The following is an 18,407-nucleotide window of genomic DNA, read 5'->3' as shown; positions in this document are numbered from 1 at the left end:
TCATAGTTTTTCTACAGTTTTTTTCAGCACACTATAGCCATTCAAAAGGTCCTGGTCTGATGAGTACTCCTCCCTTGTATGGCTTCTGCCATTATGTGAGGGAATGAATATCATTGCAGTCGGGACAACACGGTTCATATACTGTGCATCATGCCCCGGCCAGCTGTAAAGATATTTGTACTTCAGGTTCAGGTCCCTGCATGATTTCTCTATTTCCTTTTTCATATCCTCGTCAAATATTGTTGTTTCAGTAATCCAGCTTCTTTCATATTTAAGGGATACTCCCTCCTCTACAGATATCTTCCTGGCTATTTCACCCGCCATGGATGAGTATTCCTCAGCAATAGATTTCTCGGGGCTCCTTGTGTCAAGGTTCAGTTCAACCCTGCCCGGTATAACGTTGTATGCATTTGGATAGTTATTCAGCTTTCCAACTGTCATTACCAGTTCCTTTCCTGATTTAGCGGCAAGGTCCCTTACAGCGGTGTTGAACCTTGATGCTGCAACCAGTGCATCCTTCCTTACATTCATGGGCGTTGGCCCTGCCTGGTTTGATTCTCCAGTAAATACCACACTGTCCACAGCCATGGTTACTATTCCCCTGGGTATGCCTATCTGGTACCCCTCAAGCTCCAGCACGGGCCCCTGCTCTATATGCAATTCAAGGTATCTGGATATGTCCTGCTTCTTTACCCGATTCTCAATGGAACCCATATAGCCGGATTTCTCCAGTGCATCCCCGAATGTTACCCCATTGCTGTCTGTCCTGGAGTACGTAAACTCCCTTGTAAAGACACCGGTGGACATTCCTGATCCAAGAAGTGAAGGCTGGAACCTTGCACCCTCCTCGTTGGTAAAGTCAATTGCTGTTATCTTTTTTCCGGAGGCCATTCCATCCTTCAGTATCTGCATTGCAGACATCACACCGTAGAAGCCATCAAACCTTCCGCCATTGGGCACTGAGTCCATATGCGACCCTATTGCCGTATTCTCGCCTGAACCCAGTGAACCGAATATTAATCCCGCATCGTCATATGATACCTCAGCGCCAACCCTTTTCATTTCATCCTCAAGGTTCCTCCTGGCCCTTATGTCGTATTCATTCAAAGCAAGCCTGTTAACACCATTATTCTCGTCCCATCCAACAGATGTCAATCTGTGGAACATTTCAAGAAAACCTTCACCTGACATAATTATTCACCTTTTATGTATAATTGATGATTTATTCCATGTTTAACTTTTCCATCGGTAGATATAGGCCTGATCAATAAAATAGGAATACTGAACTTTCCGGTTAATGTAATGCCGCATCTTTTATTTATCAATTCAAAATGTGCAAAATAGTGGGGAGAGATATTAAATTAGAAAAATTAATATGACTGTAAGTAATTATATATTATGGTAAAGAATACTTATAAAATAATAGGCACCCTGGCTGGGACCCTGATCGGCACAGCAGTTGGAAACAAATATGGTATGGTGGCCGGGGCAGTAGTAGGATTTGCTGTCGGTCATATACTCGATGGTATAATGGAAGGATAAGTAACTGGGTTGCCTTCCTATCAGGCATATTCGTTTCTATAATAAAATCCAACTATAATTTTTCTATAAGACTTCAGCTGTGAAAGCCAAAAAAACAATCTATTTCCTGAACATCTATTTTAAATAGCAACATACAATTATTGATTATGGTGCTTTATGCTGAAGATATAATGAGAAAGGACTGCCAGATCGTTGAAGGAGACATGAACGCGCTGGAAGGTTCAAATATAATGGCAGAGAAACAGCAGGGTTTCCTTATAATAGGTTCAGGCAAGATTCCCGAGGGAATAGTTACTGAATGGGATTTTATAAATAAAATCGTATCCAAGAACCAGAATCCGGAAAAAATACCCTTAAGGGAGATCATGACAACACCATTGACATCAGTACCCTCTGATACACCCATGGAGAAGGTTGCCAACCTCATGGCAAAGAAAGGAATAAGGCGTCTGCTTGTAATAGACGAGGGTAAGCTATCCGGAATAATCACATCCAGGGACATACTGAAATTCTTCAGCGATTATGTATCTGACATGGTGGAAATAGCATCAAAGTTCGGAATAAGATAATTTTTTTAAGCCTTTGAAATAACCAGATTTTTTCTTTTTGTTTTATTGTCCCTTATGTTGACACCCACGGAAAGCATAATAAGAAATGCCATGGGAATCAGTGTTGCGTATATTGCTATTTTTATTGTATATAGATCTGAAATCAATCCGAATATGAATGGTATTACAAAGGCTATTACATCCATGATCAGCAGAAACACAGAATAAACAATATTCATATACTCCATGTCAACACTTTCAGCTATGTATGAGGTTGACAGGGGGAATATGGACCCATGCGGGAATCCCAGAATCAGAAGGGCAGCTATGAACATTACTATTCCTGTATTGATGCCAACAAGCATATATCCCAGTATGCTTGCTGCAAATGCTGCATACATAAGATATTCCTTGCTCCTTACCTGCCTGACCGATAGGATAACCCTGGAAAGGAATGAAACGCCGTAAAACAATGCAAGTAGGTAAAGGAATGTACTCGGTGCAATGCCATCGTATTCCCTTCCAATTATGCTTCCATAAGTTATCAGGAGAATGAAGGGAAATGCATAGGAGATGTTGCCGAACATTGCAAATAAAACCTTTCCCTGATGCAGCGAAGTTGATGCCCTTGAAATAATTTCCCTGAATGACCTGGTCTTGGTTGATTTTGCCGGTATATGTATTTTTCTGGACAGGAAGAACATGATTATAGATGATGCTGCTGCAATAAAGAAGAAAATGACAAATGCATACCTTACATCTATTGAGGAAATTATAAGGCCCTCAACCAGCACACCGAAAATAAGGCTCAGTGATAGTGATGCAGTATAGGCTGCTATATACCTGTCCCTGCTTCCTGGAGGTGCTATGGCATTTGTGATTGTCATTAATAATGGCTGGACAACACCCATGGAGAGGCCGGTAACAGCAGATAATACAAATACTTCATAAACGTTGCTTGAAAATATATAGAAAAATATTCCAAGTGTCATAACGGCAAGGAAGGCAAAAACCACCTTAGGAGTTTTATCAACGCTGATTCTTCCATTCACAAATATATTTGATACCATGCCACCGATACCGTACAGTGTTGCTGTTAAACCTACGAAGAGTACGTCTGCATTTATAACATATTTTGTAAAAACAGGGACAACGGTCATGAGCATATTTGTTGACGACCTCATGGTAAATGTAACGGACAGAAGCATTATCATGTTTATTAATAGAAGCTTATTTCCCTGGTTTTTCACCTTTAGTATATTGCAAAATATTATTTAACCTTTAAATTGTTTAGTACATGAACTAAATAATGCCGGAATAGGATAGTTATCCTCCTTTATCAAAGTTTTTATTATTTCATGGAATAGTCTTTTATGGCAAAGAAGGTAGCAGTAATAGGATCAGGAATAATGGGCCAGGGCATATCGCAGGTATTTATCAGGCAGGGATTTGATACACTGCTTATAGATATCAATGATGCCATACTGGAAAATGCAAAAAACAGCATAGCTGATGGCAAATTCGGGCTTGCAAGGCTTGTGCAGAAGGGCACAATAACGGAGGAGCAGAAAAAGGAGTACATGAATAACCTTACAACCTCAACTGATTACGGAAAGTTATCGGACAGGGAATTTGTCATTGAGGCAGTCCCCGAAATTATGGATCTGAAGTTGAAGGTCATGGAAAGCATTGAAAAAAACATTCCTGAGAATGCAATTATAGCCTCAAACACCTCAGGCATAATGATATCTGAAATAGGCATGAACATTAAGAATAAAGGCAGGCTGCTGGGGATGCACTGGTTCAATCCCGCACCGGTAATGAAGCTTATAGAGGTTGTGAAAACCCCCTTTACCTCACAGGATGCATTGGACACTGTTATCGATATGGCAAAGGCAATGGGAAAGGAACCGGTGGTCGTTAAGGACTATCCGGGATTTTTCACCACCAATTTTGTACATTCATGGCTTGTTGCATCACTGAGAATGTATGAGAAGGGAATAGCCAGCATGGAGGATATAGATAAGATGGCAAAGCTGGGATTCGGGTTCCCCATGGGGCCATTTGAGCTCATGGACACAATAGGCCTTGATACCATGAAGGAAATCGGCGATTACCTCTATTCAGAAACCGGAGACGAGAGAATGCTCCCACCACCGATCCTTAAGGAGATGGTTTATGCGGGCTACAGGGGAAACAGCAAAATAAAGATGAATAGCAGGGGAGGATGGTACGACCTGAAATAAATTATAAATTTTTTTCAATAACCCTGAAGGCATTGTTATAGAGCACATCATCTGCATGGCTGCCCAGTTCGTCATGGAGCTTTTCAACTCCAGTAATATCTTGGAAATTGTCAGGCGGCACAGGAATTCCCAGAAAATCTGTGCCCAGGCTCACATGCCTCCATCCGAAATTATCGCCCAGGTAATTTATGCTCTTCATTATTCCATCAAAATCAGGGGTGATCAATGAATCCCTGATGCCGGTTATTCCCATGACACCATCGGTTTCCACAATTGCCTTTATGGACTCCTCATCTATATTCCTTGGATGGTTTTTAAGTTCCCTGAAATTGGTATGGGAATCCAGTACCGGTTTCTCCGTTACCTCACAGGTTTCCAGTATGGTCTTCTTTCCTGCATGGGCTAAATCAATTATTATGCCGCTGGAGTTGCATATTTCAACAAGCTGCTCTCCGTATCCAGTCAATCCGTAATCCTTTCTTGAGTAGCATGATGATGCAAATTTTGTGTCATAATTCCAGGTTAATCCCATATTTCTAAGTCCCATATCTTTGAACAGCAGGACATCCTCCGGGGTGTTGAGTATATCTGTTCCCTCCATGGAAATAAGGAAGTTAAGGCCATTTTCTGCTTTTGCCGAATCCATTATATTTATGCCGAATTTTTCAGCAATCATTCTGTAGTAGTTAAATTGCTGGTATGCCAGGGTTACATTTGGGATGGATTTTCCGAACTCCTCACCAGACCTCATATTAACATGAGGAAAAACTACTGAAAAAATTATGCTGTCTGGGAATTTTTTCAGCATATCCACCGATGACTGTTCATTGCCATGTATCACATCCTTGTACATTGAGGAATAGGCTATATCTTCGTGCAGGTCTATAAACTTCATATAGCTCTAATTAACATATACTAATAAATTTATTCCTTGTTTATTTCATGGTAGAGATGGTTTACCATGCCATTTATTATTTCAAATGCTATTTTCTGGGCATCCTCAGAACCCGGTACAGTGAATATAATTTTTTTCTTGTAAATGAACAATGAGGCATCCGATATGTATGGGAAGACTCCCCCAGATTTTTCCCTGAAAAGCTCTCCAAACCCACGAACCTCACGATCTGCAATCTTCCGGATAGCCATGGATGTCTGGTCAAGCCTTGATATGCCGGTTCCACCTATGTAAATGAACACATCTGTACTGCCATAGTTTATGAAAAGGTCAGAGAGGATCATGACCTCATCATCCTTTACCAATCCGCGAGACGCCTTATTTTCAAGGAGTTCCTCCATTATGGTGCCTGACCTGTCGTTTTCCATGGTCCTGCTGGTTGATACCGTGACTATTCTGTATCTTAAGCTGTATTTTTTATCCTCATGATGTATAGGAATCACCCTTCTTCTTGTACAGCACAGAGATATTTCCTATGGATGTATGGGGATAATTGCCTGTTTCATCCTTCTCCAGGTATTTCACCATATCCCATATGGTCAGCAGGGCAGTCTGGACTCCATTAATTGCCTCCATTTCAACACCTGTCCTGTATATAGCCTTAACCCTGCATGTAACATCAATCTTTGATTCCTTTATATCGAAATTGAAATCTATGGACATTACAGGGACGGGATGGCAGTATGGTATCATGGAGGAAGTGTTCTTCACGGCCATTGTCCCGGCTATTTTTGCCGTTTCAATCGTATCACCTTTTTTAACCCTGTTTTCCTTTATGAGCTTCACTGTCTCCTTTTCCAGTGTGATGGTGCCGGTTGCCATTGCTTCCCGGCTTACAGTATTTTTATCCGTAATATCTATCATAAGATATTATGTTATTTACATACTAAAAAGTTTTTAGAAGTATGCAGTATAAATAAAATAAATTGAAAAACTATAAAACTAATCTAGCGGATCAGCGCCTTACGCTTTCTACCCTGTGGTGAATGCCATCAGAGAACTTCCTGAAATTCCTCAGGTCCCTGGACAGCTCCACTGTGTTGGGCTTCAGATAGAGGTCTATGTACTCCACAATGTCCATTTCATTGTCGTTAGCCTCACCGGCTATCTTGGCAATCAGGAACGGCATTATGGTTTTGGCATCCCAGATCGAGAGATCGTATTTCCTGAAAACATCGAAGATTTCCTCTGAGACCTCGTCCATTCTGTTCATGGACTCCCTGGTTATGACCTCACCCGGGTAGGAAAATTTGCTTTCCATAAGCAGTCCCTTTTCATTCTTTTCTGTTTCTTTTATCTCCTTAACCTCTGCCATTTTAATCACCTCTTTGAAGGCATATAGGTTATTATAAACTTCTATAAAAACATTTCGATAATATAACCATATTATAAGGTTATTTCCCTTAATTAGAATGATATTGGTTTAATCATAATATTTAATCTTTGAGTATATATATCATTTCTCAGGGATTCCACTGGAATATTGCATAGTATATTATTTTAATCCAAATGAACCTATTGCGATGTTGATGTATCACTCACTCCATAATATGTGCTTTAATTTATAATAGCCACTAATAATGGTATTATAGTGTTTTATAAAGCTCCCCGGGGAAATAACGTCTTAATGTGGCACAGGTTCCTGTACCATATCTTTTTGATATAAGATAAATTAAGCTATGGTTGTCACATTAAAAATAAATATAAATTTATAAATAGATATTCTATTCCCATCAATGAGTCTGACAGAGTCAATCAGAAGATATAAAATGGCATATAAAAATTACAGGCATGTTATGCTTGATTTAGCTACAAAGAAGGAGCATATTAAGATAATAGCCCAGAATGGCAAGGATTCCTTCTGGAACATGCAGAAAACTTACCTGTATTCTCTATGCGTGGAGAATGGGCTCTGCAATAGCAATCTTGACTTTTTTACATTCGAGAACTCCCTTGTTCCAGGATGCATGAATTTTAAGTACAAATCAGGGCAGCTATTCATGTGCAATATGGATCAGAACCATAACTTTCTTGGTACATTCGGGGCAAATGAATACGCCTTTCTAAATGTGGCAGATGAAAATGTCATAGACATAGGAAGCAAGGTTGGCGATTCCCCAATATATTTTACACTGAATGAATCAAAAATAGTTATAGCAGTGCCGGAAGAATCATTTTACGATGCCCTGTCAAAAAACGTGAAGGCCAATGACCTTGAAAAACGTGTTATTGTTACAAGGTCCACATACTGCAACGGGAAAAACGACGTTTCACTTAAAGACCTTATGGAAAAGTACAAGCTGGATTCAGCCGTTCTCAAGGTTGACGGTTCAGCATCCATTAAAAAACTTCTGTCAGAGGACGATGACAGTTTAAAGATGTTTAAGCGCATACAGATTCTTTACGAGGGATCGCCTGATGAAATCAAAAAGAGGCTGGAGGCTGCAGGATTCAAGGTAACCATGCAGAAAAGAGCCCTTAAAAGTGTAAATCCCAACACAGGCTTTGTATGTGCCGAGCTCTAATTTTTATTTCTATTAATTATATGCAAAAATTTATTCATATTTTCTAGCTTTGCATATATATAATCATATAGAAATATTTAATAATAATTTTCCACTGGCGACCTGTGAGTTTAGAAACCAACGATTATGGCATCAAACTCTTCTCGGTTTCGGTTATCCTGTTTCTTCTGTTACTGTTCGCCAGTTATGAAAATTTTCTTCTAACCTTATACGGCGTACTGTATCTGGCTGTAGCAGATGTTGTCATTTCTGCCATATCTGTTGTTTTTATGGATTACCTGGATCCCATAGGATACATTCTCATATGGTTCTGGAGTACATTTGCCATCTATCTTGTTAGATTTCTTGTACATTCTTCGCCCTTAACTGCCGGGCATATTTTTCTCGACCTGCTTGGCATTCCTATTTTCCTTTCACTTCTTCTCGGAGGGATATTCATGGTTTTCAGGTCCATATCATGGAAGGTGCATTTTCATAAGCCGGCAGAAAGAATATCTGAATCCTATTCTGGTTTGAAACGCCAGTACATGTCAGTGGAAGCATCTATTTATTATGCAGTACTCATAATTATCTCACTTTTTTATGAAAACCGTGGGAATATCTACTTTTTGAAACCGGGTTTTCTTGTTATTTTTATTCTAGCCGCATACATATCATCCCTATTCTATATTGTTATAACAGATAGCGCCGGGATCAATGCATCAGTGCCATTCATGTTTTTTATTTCTGTTCTGCCTGCCATCAGCTTTAGCCAGTTTGTCCCCATTAGAGGTTTCCTGGAGCTTATCCTTATCCTGCTTACTGTATCATTTATAACATTCTATCTCCTTGACAAGGAAGAAATCGGTTCCGGTGGAGAATATACAGGGTCGGTTGTATCATCGCAAACTGATAATCTCATAGGACTTGCCATAATCTTCGTGGCATGGCTGGTTTCTAGCATTGTTTTGAATCTTCCACTGAATTCTGGCACTGTTCTGTTTATCCTGCTTCCACTTTTTGTAGGGAGCCTTATGTCCGATCAGATCCATGGCAGGCGTGCAACCAAACTGTACAGGCAGCACAGTAAAGCAACAAATTTCGTGGGTGTTATTGGTGGCGCCGGCATGTCTGATGGCCTGTGGTTTGAAATTTTGACAGTGATTGTTCTGTACCTTTTTATAAATATGATCTGAACAAATTCAAGATACATTTCACTGGTGAAAGCATTCCATTTATAAACTTCAAATGGATAAATTTTAGATTCATGATATGATGCTTATAAGTGGATAAACTCAGGAAGGCAGTTTTTGTGGATCGTGACGGCACATTGAATTATGATAATGGCTATACGCATAAAATTTCAGACCTGAAGATATACGATGACATAATACCTGTCCTGAAGGATTACTATGATCAAGGCTATGTAATCATTGTGATAACCAACCAGTCAGGGATCAACAGGGGATATTATAGCATAGAGGATATGGAAGCATTCAACACAAGGCTTGCTGAAATATTCATAAAGCATGGCATAAAGATAGAGGAGTTTTTCTACTGCCCCCACAGGCCGGATGAGCACTGCAGCTGCAGGAAACCGGAAACAGGGCTTATTGAGATGGCCGCCGAAAAGTATGGGATAGATATTAAATCATCCATAGTAATAGGGGACAGTGAAAGCACCGATGGAAAAATGGCGTCAAGGCTGGGAATTAAATTTATAAAGGTGCACGGGTACAATTAATTTTTAATTATGTCGAAGGAACTGTCATCCCGTGATGCCCTGATTGCATAATCCACATATAATTTCATGGCTTCCTGTTCCCCATCCTTGAGGAATATTATCCCCGTGCCGTTGCTTCCGGTGCCAAAAAACTTGAAAAAGCTGCTCCAGAATTCATTCTCATACAATGGTATCCCGCTGTTGCTTACCGGAATTATATCATTGGCTGTATTGACTATTATCAGTGGATTTCTCAGTGATTCTGTTCCTGTTACGAAACCAGCCCAGAGCTTGGATGCCAGTGACTGGCTATCCTGAACCGAGGATACAACCCTTCTTTCATAGTATTCAGGGCTTATATCGAAGCGCTTTATGCTGAAGCTTGTGTTGCTATTGATAATATTCTTGAAGGGGTCAAATTTCGCAGTGTTCAGTATGGCTATTTCCCTGCCGTTCTTTTCTGCCTCTGCAATTGCTCTGGCTGCTACCCCTATTTTTCCTTCCCCGGAAATAATAGATGCCTTCTCCCCTGTTGCCATGGAATTGATTATCTCCGATTTTTCATCAAGGATTATGGCATTGTCCGATTCATCCCTCTTGAATTCCAGATATCCTGATTCTTCCTGCCGCCCTGGCGGGAGCTTCATCTCCTTTGTGCTGTAATCCAGTTCAAGGAAGTTCTCTATTCTGGCTTTATACGTGTACAGAACCTTCTTTCTGCTTATCAGCAGTGGCGGCATGAGGTCACCTGAATAGATTTTATTTCTGGTGCCCTTTAACTCCTTCCATGTAATCTCTGTCTTAATGGAATTCTGGATCATTCCCATGATAACGTTGGTAAGATCCTCATCTGGCTTCTGCTTGCTGAATTTGTCAACCCTCTGCATGAATATTATCCTTACAAGGTATTTGTCCTCCTGTAGAACATACTGGTCCTTTGGCGGCTTCTTATCATAGTACATGAACCAGAACATGACCCCCTGCCCGTCCGCCAGTTTCTCTATAATGCCCTTAATATCTGAAAATTCAACGCCAGTATCGTAATAATCCTTTTCCTTCCTTGCCCCTGAGACAAAATAGTGATTCATCTTGGGCATCTCGTCTATGGGGTCAAGCTCCACTGACTGTTTAACAAATGAAAATCTTGTATTTGTATTTAGAAATACGTGTATCCTGTTATCCCTATTGAAGTAAAAAAGCCCGAATTTCTGTCCTATGATGCTGTACAGCTTCTTATTATACGCAGAGCCTGCAGAACCGTTGATGACTTCATACCATGCCATTTAAATGCACTATGGATATAATCCTTATATATACTTAAATTTTGTCATTCAGCAGTCATACAAGATTAGATATATCAGATACAGTTATGGTAACTGGAGTATTAAAATGCAGGAGGTTTTTCAATGTTTTCACTGGGGATAGACCTTGGTACAGGAAATACGGCAGCGGCATTCACAGGGGTTTCTGATGGAAAGATAAACACTGTTGTTATACCCCTGAGCGGAAATAAAAGGGCAAATTCCATGAGAAGTGCTGTTGCCTTTGATGGGTCGGACAGAATGTTCTCAGGAAAGGACGCCGAAAGGCTTATCCGGCAGGGAAAGGCAGATGGGGCAGTTGCATTCAAAACCAGGATGGGTACTGAATACCTTTACCAGTCCTACGGAAAATTCCATTCCCCTGTTGAACTGAGTGCCATAGTGCTTGAGAATGTGAAGAAAAATGCAGAGGCATTCCTGAATGACAGGATGAGGGAGGCTGTAATTGCAGTGCCTGCCAGATTTGGGCAGAACCAGAGGAATGCCACAGTGGAAGCAGCCACAATAGCAGGCATAAAAGTGAAACAGCTCGTTTCTGAGCCCACCGCAGCTGCCATTGCATACAGGTCTAAAAATCCATCAATGGATGGTAAAACAATGCTTGTTTTTGATATGGGTGCTGGCACAACTGACGTTAGTGTGGTGCACGTAAATGGCAGGAATTTTGCTGTGCTGGGAACCTATGGGAATACACATTTAGGCGGGAATGATATTGATAATGCCATAGTTGAAAAAATTAAGGCGTTTCTGCATGGCAGGGGATTGAAAACTTACCCGGAAGGGCTCGAAGTGCTTGCGGAGCAATTGAAAATAAAGCTTTCAGGGGGCAATGAGGCGCAGATACGCATACCAGGAGCAGGAGGAAAATCAGGGCAGACATTATACAGTATGTCAGCCATCGAGATGAATGAAATTATCCAGCCACTTCTTCCTGAAATTTTCAGGTGCATTGACATGGCAATTTCAACCTCCGGAATAGGCAGAAGGAGCATTGATGTACTGCTTCTCACGGGTGGTCAGATGAGGATGCCACAGTTGAGAATGTCCATAGAGGATTACCTTTCAATGAAATCGGCAGGGGGAATAAACCCTGAAACAGCTGTTGCAACTGGTGCCTCTATTATAGCCTCCGGGTATGCATACACAGAAAATGGAAACGTTTCAAGGATCCGGGTACAGGATGTTGTCCCCATGACACTGGGAAGTGTGATACTCAACGATATTGTTATACCCATGATTCCGGCAAATTCCAGAATACCATGCAGTGCAACAAGGCCATTTACAACAATAAGGGACTACCAGAAGGAGATAGAGGTAAGGGCTGTGCAGGGTGAGAGGCCAATGGGGTCTGATAATATCCAGCTGGGGAAATTCATACTTACAGGCATAAAGGCCGCCCCCAGGGGAGAGGTATCTGTGGATGTTACCTACAGCGTTGATAAAAATGGAATACTTACAGTATCCGCCACAGACAGGGATACAGGGTCACATAAGGAAATAAAAATTGAGAATTCAATGCAGCACAGCCCTGAAGAAATAAGGGAAATGAAAGAGAAGGTAAGGGCATACTTCAAACGGGATGCGGAAATGAAGAAAATGGCCGAGGTCATGAATAGGGCAGAGGATCTCCTGCACAGGCTAAAGGTCATAGCAAACGAACAGCTTTCATCCGGAACCGTTTATTATAATGTAAATACTGATATACTCCGGGTAAGCAGGGCCATAAAGGCGGAAAATGTGAAATTGCTGTCACAGCTTGTTCCGAAACTGGAAAAGGAGTATAAAATTATTAACTAACTGACTGAAAATACTCCTCAGATTCTTTCCGGAAGGCATTTAGATATTTTTTGTGCGCATCAGGGTTATGACTTCCTATTAGGTAATTTCCCCCGCTGATTTCCAGGAATTCGTCCAGCAATTTCCTATCGGCTGACATTACCATGAGTGATGGTCCGGTGTCGCCTGTGATATATATTCCTTCATTTCTCTTCCTGAATTCAAGGAATTTTTTCAGCAGGGCGAGGCTTTCCGGTGTCTGGACAATATTGCCCCTGGACATGAGCACAGAGTTGAGGCTGAACATGTCCTCCAGTCCCCTTTCCATAAGGTCTTCTGTATTGAAATTCCCTGTCATTATCTCATTAATCCTCCTGTATTTTTCGCCTATCCAGGAATCGTAAAATGGGGATTTGACCGCTTCGGAGTGAGCGCTAGTGGTCTGGTAATCTATATTTGCAGGAAATATTGCATAGCTTATTTTATTCACATCAGCCGGTATTTTAACAGCATAGGATTCATTTTCATTTATTCCCGGATATGAGAGCCAGATTGACGGGCCATTTACCGCCGCCCTTGTGCCAGAGCCTGAAACCATCCTTGCATATCTGGATACTGTACTGTCATCTCTTCCTGCATCCTCGCCAAATATATTTTTTACAAGGCTCCTGGACACAGCGGATGCTACGGCTGAGGATTCACTCATGCCCTTTGCATCGCTGTACTTTCTGTACCTTTTTATGTAGAAAGAGAATGAACCCTTAACACCTGTGTTTTTTCTGAAAAATTCTAGGGGCTTTCTGTATCTTTCTATATATTTGTCCGCAGGTTTCCCATCCAGCATTACAGTATCATTTCCTTTATTCCTATTATACATGCAGGCACTGAAAATCAGTGAGAAATCTGTATTGAAAGAAATAGACGGGTTATATGCAATATTGTAATAGCTGTCATAATAACCTAAGAATTTTTCAAATGCCTTGATCGGATAGCTGTAGCCTGTGGAAATTTTTCCCTCCTCTGGATCAGGATTATAATCATTCAATGGGCTGTATATGCCAGAATCGGTAAGTTTCCTTTTTATTGTCTCTCCTTCAAATTTATAATCCATAATATGGTAATAATACCATTTAATAAAAACCTACATAAAGCCCAACCATAACAATAGTATACCTATGAATTCAGCATAATAGAGGAATACCGGTATCTTGACAATAAATAATGTGCCTGCAACTGAAACAACAATCACACCGGCTATAATGCTCAGAAGCTTGTTGCTGTGGAATTTTCTGTAACTGATTGCTGCAATGATTATTATAAACACCGCCGCAGGGAAGGTAACTACCGATGATGATATTGTGATGCCCAGGGGCAGAACCCCGAAAACGATATGACTTCTTATTATGTCCCCAACTGGATAGAGTATCAGAGTAGCAATCAGGAATATGGTGGCAAGCACAGAATATATGTAATAATAATTCAGGAATTTCTTATTTCCAAATAGTGCAAAGGAACCTAAGGCAAGAAACTGTACAAGCACTGCCACAAGGAATAAGTACAGGTCTATTATAAATCGATCATAAATGTTATTTGCCATGAGAATTTCCAGCAGTACTGCAATAGTAAATACAATAAGCCCTGAGGACCAGTAAAGAAGATTTAGGTGCTTTTTAGCAAGGTATTTTCTTACAATGAAAAAGGTAAGGCCGGCGCTGAGGAGGAATATAACTATGGTGGAAAATGTAACAAATGCTGTGGAAACTACTGAGAACATAGTAGTTAATTACAGAAAAGGATATAAATATATTTTATCTAAATAAATGGTAGACACATCTTAAATTTTACGAGACCTTTCACCAATAAGAATGTTCTACCATCTGCCCTAACCCTATTCAGGATTATTTAAAGGTTTCTTGACACATTATCAGGTTTTCCATTATTCACATATTTCATTGGTTTTATACAGTTCTATGTACATGTTCCAGCATTATTTTCTCCTCTCTTAGTCTTTCCTCCCTGCTGGCTGCATATGCATCTGTGTCTATGCTGTATAGAATATCATCCCTTTTATCCTCTATAATATCCAGCCTGACACCTCCTTCTTCCCTATGGGGATATGCTATTATTGAGTCTCCCATAAAATCATCTGAAATAGAATTTATGGATATCACAGGTATCCTGTTCTCCAGTGACCTTGTTTTAACGTACAGGTGCCACTCTCTGTGGAAATCCTTTCTTATTAGTGAGGGATTGAATATAATATCGCAGTGCTCCCTGAAAAGCATTCTGGCATAGTCAGGAAAATCAAGGTCATAGCATACAAGTATTCCTGCCCTGTAACCTGCCATATTAAAGACTTTAAGTTCACTTCCAGGCGTGTATTTAGTAGCCTCTGCCCTGTAGAGATTAATCTTATCCTGCCATCCCATGATTTTTCTGTCCTTTATTATAAATGACCTGTTGAATAGAAATCTGTCCACATAGGATAGGCTTCCAAGAATTATTGTGTTGTTGAACTTTATAGAATCCAGTATCATACCGAGGCTATTGCCATCTATCTTTTCCGTAATGAATTTCTCAGGCAATACAATAATTTCATCAGACTCTGGGTCCAGTGATGAGAGGTACTCCATGGCATTATGCATGGTCATTCTCCTTGACTGTAAACCCCTGATTCTCAATTTCATATTTTTTAATGTTTGTGGCTTATTTTAACTTTTATGAATAATTTTCTCAAAGGCCCTTGCGTCATCCAGTGTATCTATATCCATAAGTGAATCGTCAGGTGCCTCCATTCCAGTAAAATCATCCATGTGCCTCTTTATCACAGGCTTTCCTCCACGGTCTCCGTTTAGGTCAAGAAGTTCCTTGAAATATTTCCTGCTGAATATCACAGGGCTTACAGGTGACCCATGCATTAAAAATCCTGCTATTCCCTTTCCATGAGTGTTAAAATGGCTGATTAAACTGTTCAAATAATCTGAGGGCATCATGGGCAGGTCCCCCGGAATAATCATTGCAGCGTCTGAATTCTCTGATACATTCTTGATTCCCAGTATTATGGATTGGGACATTCCTTTTTTATATTCATCATTCCAAACCGGAATAAAACCATGATTCACGGCGTATTGTTTAAGTTCACTGTTTCTAAGCACAATCAGCCTTTCATAAAATCCGGCTTTTAGGACATTTTCCATTGTATAATGTATTATAGGGATTGAATTTACAATATACATTAGCTTATCGGAACCGAAACGCTCTGCCATGCCTGAGGCGGTTATTACTGCAGAAATATGTGACATATGCTAATATTAGTTTTATCTAGATATATGTTTAGTTTCAAACATCTGATAAAATCCGATAAATTCCCATGGATAATACTGAATCATAACAATAACTGCTTAAACCATGGAAGACATCCTGGGAATCATTGATTGAAAGGATTGCTTTAGCCAAACCCCAAATTTTTATAAGATTTTTCCATTACCGGCAGTGAAGAGAATCCGGCTGGTTGCAATAATATTTGTATTACTATTTTCTGTATCCATAATTCATATTCCATCTTTTGAACAGGATCACAGCTCTGTAAGCCCTGATGCTGTTAATTCAAACATAAATGTAAGGAATCTTTCGGGAGGTGCAATGGATATATGCACAGACAGTTCTACTCCTGTATATTACAATACCACAGTGAGCCATTATTGCGAGACAGAATACAGCTTTAATCTCTCATGGGCGCCCAATAGTGATGTGGAAGGTTCAACTGAGAATAATATTATCTTAGAACAGGGAAATGAAACCCTGTTATCCATTGAATACGGTAACCAGCTATGTTATAAGACCATAGTTTCAGGACGCCAGAATTATACCAATATCTTGAATTTCAGGTCGTGCTATACAGCATATAACCTTTCCATAATACTATCGGCCAATATGAGGAATCATGCAATTATTATGCAGGGTAATGGGCATTACAGTGAACCGGATACTGTTGCATTGAAAAATCCTTATAAAAGTGGAAATGTTATATTTATGTTTGGGGGAGAATATTCCAACCAGACCATAGGAAAAATAGCAGTTAAAAATTATAGCAGGCTGCTTTCTCCTAGAGGGGCCAGGATTGATAATTTAAAGGTTGAAGGTAAAGGTGTAATTCCCTACCAGCCCTACAGTTACTCCATGGTATTTCTGGATTCAAGGTTGAATTCTGTGATATATCTGAACAGTGATTTGTCCATAATCCGGTATAACTATTATGATGGCAACTATTTCACCTTGGGCAGAATAAGAGATATCCCAGGTGATAAAATAATATCGTTCCAGTATGGTAATATGTTCTTATATTATTACAGCACCTCTTTTGAGATGCATATATACACAGTTAATGGTACAGACCTATCAGTTAACAGAACCGTTATCCAGAATGATAACTCAACACAGCTACTTATTTACAGGAATCATTATATTACGTTCAATCTTAATGGTACTTTTATTTTTCCCGGCAATTATAGGGTAACTATTCCTGATGTTAAGATTTTATCTGTAAATGCATCCAGAAATATTCAGATTACAGCCTTCTCAGGAGACAGAATATACAACTATACAATGAATAATACAATGGTACCCATGCAAACAGGTAATTACAAATGGAACATGGCAGGTAAGGAAGTTTACCTTCATTCTTCCAATGGGATAAATTACCTGCTAAAATACGGAAATGTATATTTGAGGCCATATGGTTACACATATTACAATTTATCATATTTAACGGATAATACCCTTGAAGCCAAAGGTGAAATCTATGAATTAATTCAGGGGCATTTAATAAACACAGGAATAAATGCAAATAATTCTGAAATCTCAAAATCCAGCAATGCAATGATATCAATGGACGGGTTTCATATGACTGTATACTCAGATAACACTATACTCTCACCATATATAATTAAAATCAACAGGGTATCAGAAACTGTTAATTACAGAAACACAACATTGAAGTTTAATGTTTCTTCAGGATTAAGCTATAAGATGTTTTTAACAGTATTCAATAAAACCTATCCTGTGCATAATAATGAGTTCTCATTCATATCCAGTAATACAACTACAGGAATTTACAGTTACAAGGTAGTAGCTATAAATGCAGCTGGATATAATTATACCTCCATAAATACCCTGCAATATAACAACACACTTTATGTCAAACCGGTTACAACAATTAGCTCTGCAGTGATTAGTGAAAAAGCCGGACACTACTATTTGATAATCCATGGCAATAACACAGCCAATGTAACAGTTAAATGGTATATAAACGGTGTATACTCAGGAACAGGCATGGTGCTTGATAAAGGATTGCCTGAGGGTCTTGACAAAATATCCGCTGAAATTTCCTATAACGGGAAGACATACAATGCCATGAGGACTGTAGTTGTACTGGGAAATCTGCCGTATATTGTCGGCTTGGCAGGAATAGGTTCTGTAATAGCCGTATTTGCTGTTGAAACATTCTACTTCAATAATAATGATATCGATGATATAATTGAAAATTCTTACGGAAAAACTGTAAGGGAATTATTAAGAACGGGAAGAAGGCAGCGTGTTAGTGGAAGGAGGATAAAAAGCAGATTAAATCAGCTATCAATGGAGGGCAGAATATCAGTTGCAAGGGATCTGGATAATAAAAAATATATAATGGCAGGTAAAAGAAAAAGGAGCTAAAATAGGTCGATTAAGGTATTTTAATCTATATATGAATAGAATTCCGGAATCTATTACTTAAATTATTTAAAATACC

Annotated in this window: 19 protein-coding genes; 8 read left to right on the top strand and 11 right to left on the bottom strand. The window is 39.6% G+C overall.

Features of this window, described 5'->3' with window-relative positions; translation table 11 throughout:
* On the bottom strand, window positions 1-1,191 hold the full coding sequence (locus tag RE471_RS06835) for a M20 family metallo-hydrolase (protein WP_309214072.1): 1,191 nt from the start codon (window positions 1,189-1,191) through the stop codon (window positions 1-3).
* Between the two features lie 207 nt (window positions 1,192-1,398).
* Here RE471_RS06835 and RE471_RS06830 point away from each other — a divergent pair, with 207 nt between their 5' ends.
* Entirely contained in the window at window positions 1,399-1,542 is a 144-nt protein-coding gene (locus tag RE471_RS06830; protein ID WP_309214071.1) for a glycine zipper domain-containing protein, read from the top strand.
* A gap of 146 nt (window positions 1,543-1,688) precedes the next feature.
* Window positions 1,689-2,111 (top strand): CBS domain-containing protein, encoded by a 423-nt coding sequence (locus RE471_RS06825; protein WP_309214070.1) that lies wholly within the window; start codon window positions 1,689-1,691, stop codon window positions 2,109-2,111.
* Between the two features lie 5 nt (window positions 2,112-2,116).
* Here the strand turns inward: RE471_RS06825 and RE471_RS06820 are convergent, their stop codons facing one another.
* Window positions 2,117-3,340: an MFS transporter gene (locus RE471_RS06820; RefSeq protein WP_309214069.1), complete on the bottom strand. Its 1,224-nt coding sequence runs from the start codon at window positions 3,338-3,340 to the stop codon at window positions 2,117-2,119.
* Window positions 3,341-3,463: 123 nt separating this feature from the next.
* Here RE471_RS06820 and RE471_RS06815 point away from each other — a divergent pair, with 123 nt between their 5' ends.
* Window positions 3,464-4,336 carry a 3-hydroxyacyl-CoA dehydrogenase NAD-binding domain-containing protein gene (locus tag RE471_RS06815; RefSeq protein ID WP_309214068.1) on the top strand — a complete coding sequence of 291 codons (873 nt, stop codon included), beginning with the start codon at window positions 3,464-3,466 and terminating at the stop codon, window positions 4,334-4,336.
* A 1-nt stretch (window position 4,337) separates the two neighbouring features.
* On the opposite strand, the gene RE471_RS06810 is transcribed toward RE471_RS06815, so the two are convergent.
* From RE471_RS06810 to RE471_RS06795, 4 genes are all read right to left on the bottom strand, one after another.
* The gene (locus RE471_RS06810) at window positions 4,338-5,231 is read right to left on the bottom strand and encodes a dipeptidase (protein ID WP_309214067.1); all 894 of its coding nucleotides are present in this window, start codon (window positions 5,229-5,231) and stop codon (window positions 4,338-4,340) included.
* Window positions 5,232-5,260: 29 nt separating this feature from the next.
* Window positions 5,261-5,734, bottom strand: a complete 474-nt coding sequence (locus RE471_RS06805) for a MogA/MoaB family molybdenum cofactor biosynthesis protein (protein ID WP_309214066.1) — start codon at window positions 5,732-5,734, stop codon at window positions 5,261-5,263.
* Window positions 5,715-6,155, bottom strand: a complete 441-nt coding sequence (moaC, locus tag RE471_RS06800) for a cyclic pyranopterin monophosphate synthase MoaC (RefSeq protein WP_309214064.1) — start codon at window positions 6,153-6,155, stop codon at window positions 5,715-5,717. The genes RE471_RS06805 and moaC overlap by 20 nt, the downstream gene beginning before the upstream one ends.
* Before the next feature lie 91 nt (window positions 6,156-6,246).
* Window positions 6,247-6,606: a hypothetical protein gene (locus RE471_RS06795; RefSeq protein ID WP_309214063.1), complete on the bottom strand. Its 360-nt coding sequence runs from the start codon at window positions 6,604-6,606 to the stop codon at window positions 6,247-6,249.
* 421 nt (window positions 6,607-7,027) lie between these two features.
* Here RE471_RS06795 and RE471_RS06790 point away from each other — a divergent pair, with 421 nt between their 5' ends.
* The 3 genes from RE471_RS06790 to RE471_RS06780 all read left to right on the top strand — a co-directional run bounded on the left by RE471_RS06790 (window position 7,028) and on the right by RE471_RS06780 (window position 9,539).
* Window positions 7,028-7,816, top strand: coding sequence for a hypothetical protein (locus tag RE471_RS06790; protein ID WP_309214062.1), 789 nt, complete (start codon window positions 7,028-7,030; stop codon window positions 7,814-7,816).
* 104 nt (window positions 7,817-7,920) lie between these two features.
* Window positions 7,921-8,991, top strand: coding sequence for a hypothetical protein (locus tag RE471_RS06785; RefSeq protein ID WP_309214061.1), 1,071 nt, complete (start codon window positions 7,921-7,923; stop codon window positions 8,989-8,991).
* Between the two features lie 89 nt (window positions 8,992-9,080).
* On the top strand, window positions 9,081-9,539 hold the full coding sequence (locus tag RE471_RS06780) for an HAD family hydrolase (protein ID WP_309214060.1): 459 nt from the start codon (window positions 9,081-9,083) through the stop codon (window positions 9,537-9,539).
* Here the strand turns inward: RE471_RS06780 and RE471_RS06775 are convergent.
* On the bottom strand, window positions 9,536-10,801 hold the full coding sequence (locus RE471_RS06775) for a hypothetical protein (protein ID WP_309214059.1): 1,266 nt from the start codon (window positions 10,799-10,801) through the stop codon (window positions 9,536-9,538). The two genes, RE471_RS06780 and RE471_RS06775, sit on opposite strands and share 4 nt — an antisense overlap.
* A gap of 123 nt (window positions 10,802-10,924) precedes the next feature.
* On the opposite strand from RE471_RS06775, the gene RE471_RS06770 reads away from it, so the two are divergent.
* Window positions 10,925-12,637: an Hsp70 family protein gene (locus RE471_RS06770; protein WP_309214058.1), complete on the top strand. Its 1,713-nt coding sequence runs from the start codon at window positions 10,925-10,927 to the stop codon at window positions 12,635-12,637.
* Here RE471_RS06770 and RE471_RS06765 read toward each other — a convergent pair.
* The 4 genes from RE471_RS06765 to RE471_RS06750 all read right to left on the bottom strand — a co-directional run bounded on the left by RE471_RS06765 (window position 12,630) and on the right by RE471_RS06750 (window position 15,918).
* Window positions 12,630-13,727, bottom strand: a complete 1,098-nt coding sequence (locus RE471_RS06765) for a mevalonate pyrophosphate decarboxylase (RefSeq protein WP_309214057.1) — start codon at window positions 13,725-13,727, stop codon at window positions 12,630-12,632. The two genes, RE471_RS06770 and RE471_RS06765, sit on opposite strands and share 8 nt — an antisense overlap.
* 30 nt (window positions 13,728-13,757) lie before the next feature.
* Window positions 13,758-14,390 (bottom strand): hypothetical protein, encoded by a 633-nt coding sequence (locus RE471_RS06760; RefSeq protein WP_309214056.1) that lies wholly within the window; start codon window positions 14,388-14,390, stop codon window positions 13,758-13,760.
* A 184-nt stretch (window positions 14,391-14,574) separates the two neighbouring features.
* Entirely contained in the window at window positions 14,575-15,303 is a 729-nt protein-coding gene (locus RE471_RS06755; RefSeq protein ID WP_309214055.1) for a carbon-nitrogen hydrolase family protein, read from the bottom strand.
* Between the two features lie 24 nt (window positions 15,304-15,327).
* Complete coding sequence (locus tag RE471_RS06750) at window positions 15,328-15,918, bottom strand: nucleotidyltransferase family protein (protein ID WP_309214054.1); 591 nt, start codon at window positions 15,916-15,918, stop codon at window positions 15,328-15,330.
* A gap of 190 nt (window positions 15,919-16,108) precedes the next feature.
* Between RE471_RS06750 and RE471_RS06745 the strand changes: the two genes are divergently transcribed.
* Window positions 16,109-18,331: a hypothetical protein gene (locus tag RE471_RS06745; protein WP_309214053.1), complete on the top strand. Its 2,223-nt coding sequence runs from the start codon at window positions 16,109-16,111 to the stop codon at window positions 18,329-18,331.
* Window positions 18,332-18,407 lie beyond the last annotated feature (76 nt).

Origin of the sequence: Ferroplasma sp. (assembly GCF_031200575.1) — an archaeon.
In the GTDB taxonomy this organism is placed as follows: domain Archaea; phylum Thermoplasmatota; class Thermoplasmata; order Thermoplasmatales; family Thermoplasmataceae; genus Ferroplasma.
The sequence above is the reverse complement of the archived record's forward strand: the minus strand, read 5'-3'. Positions and strand labels throughout refer to the sequence as shown.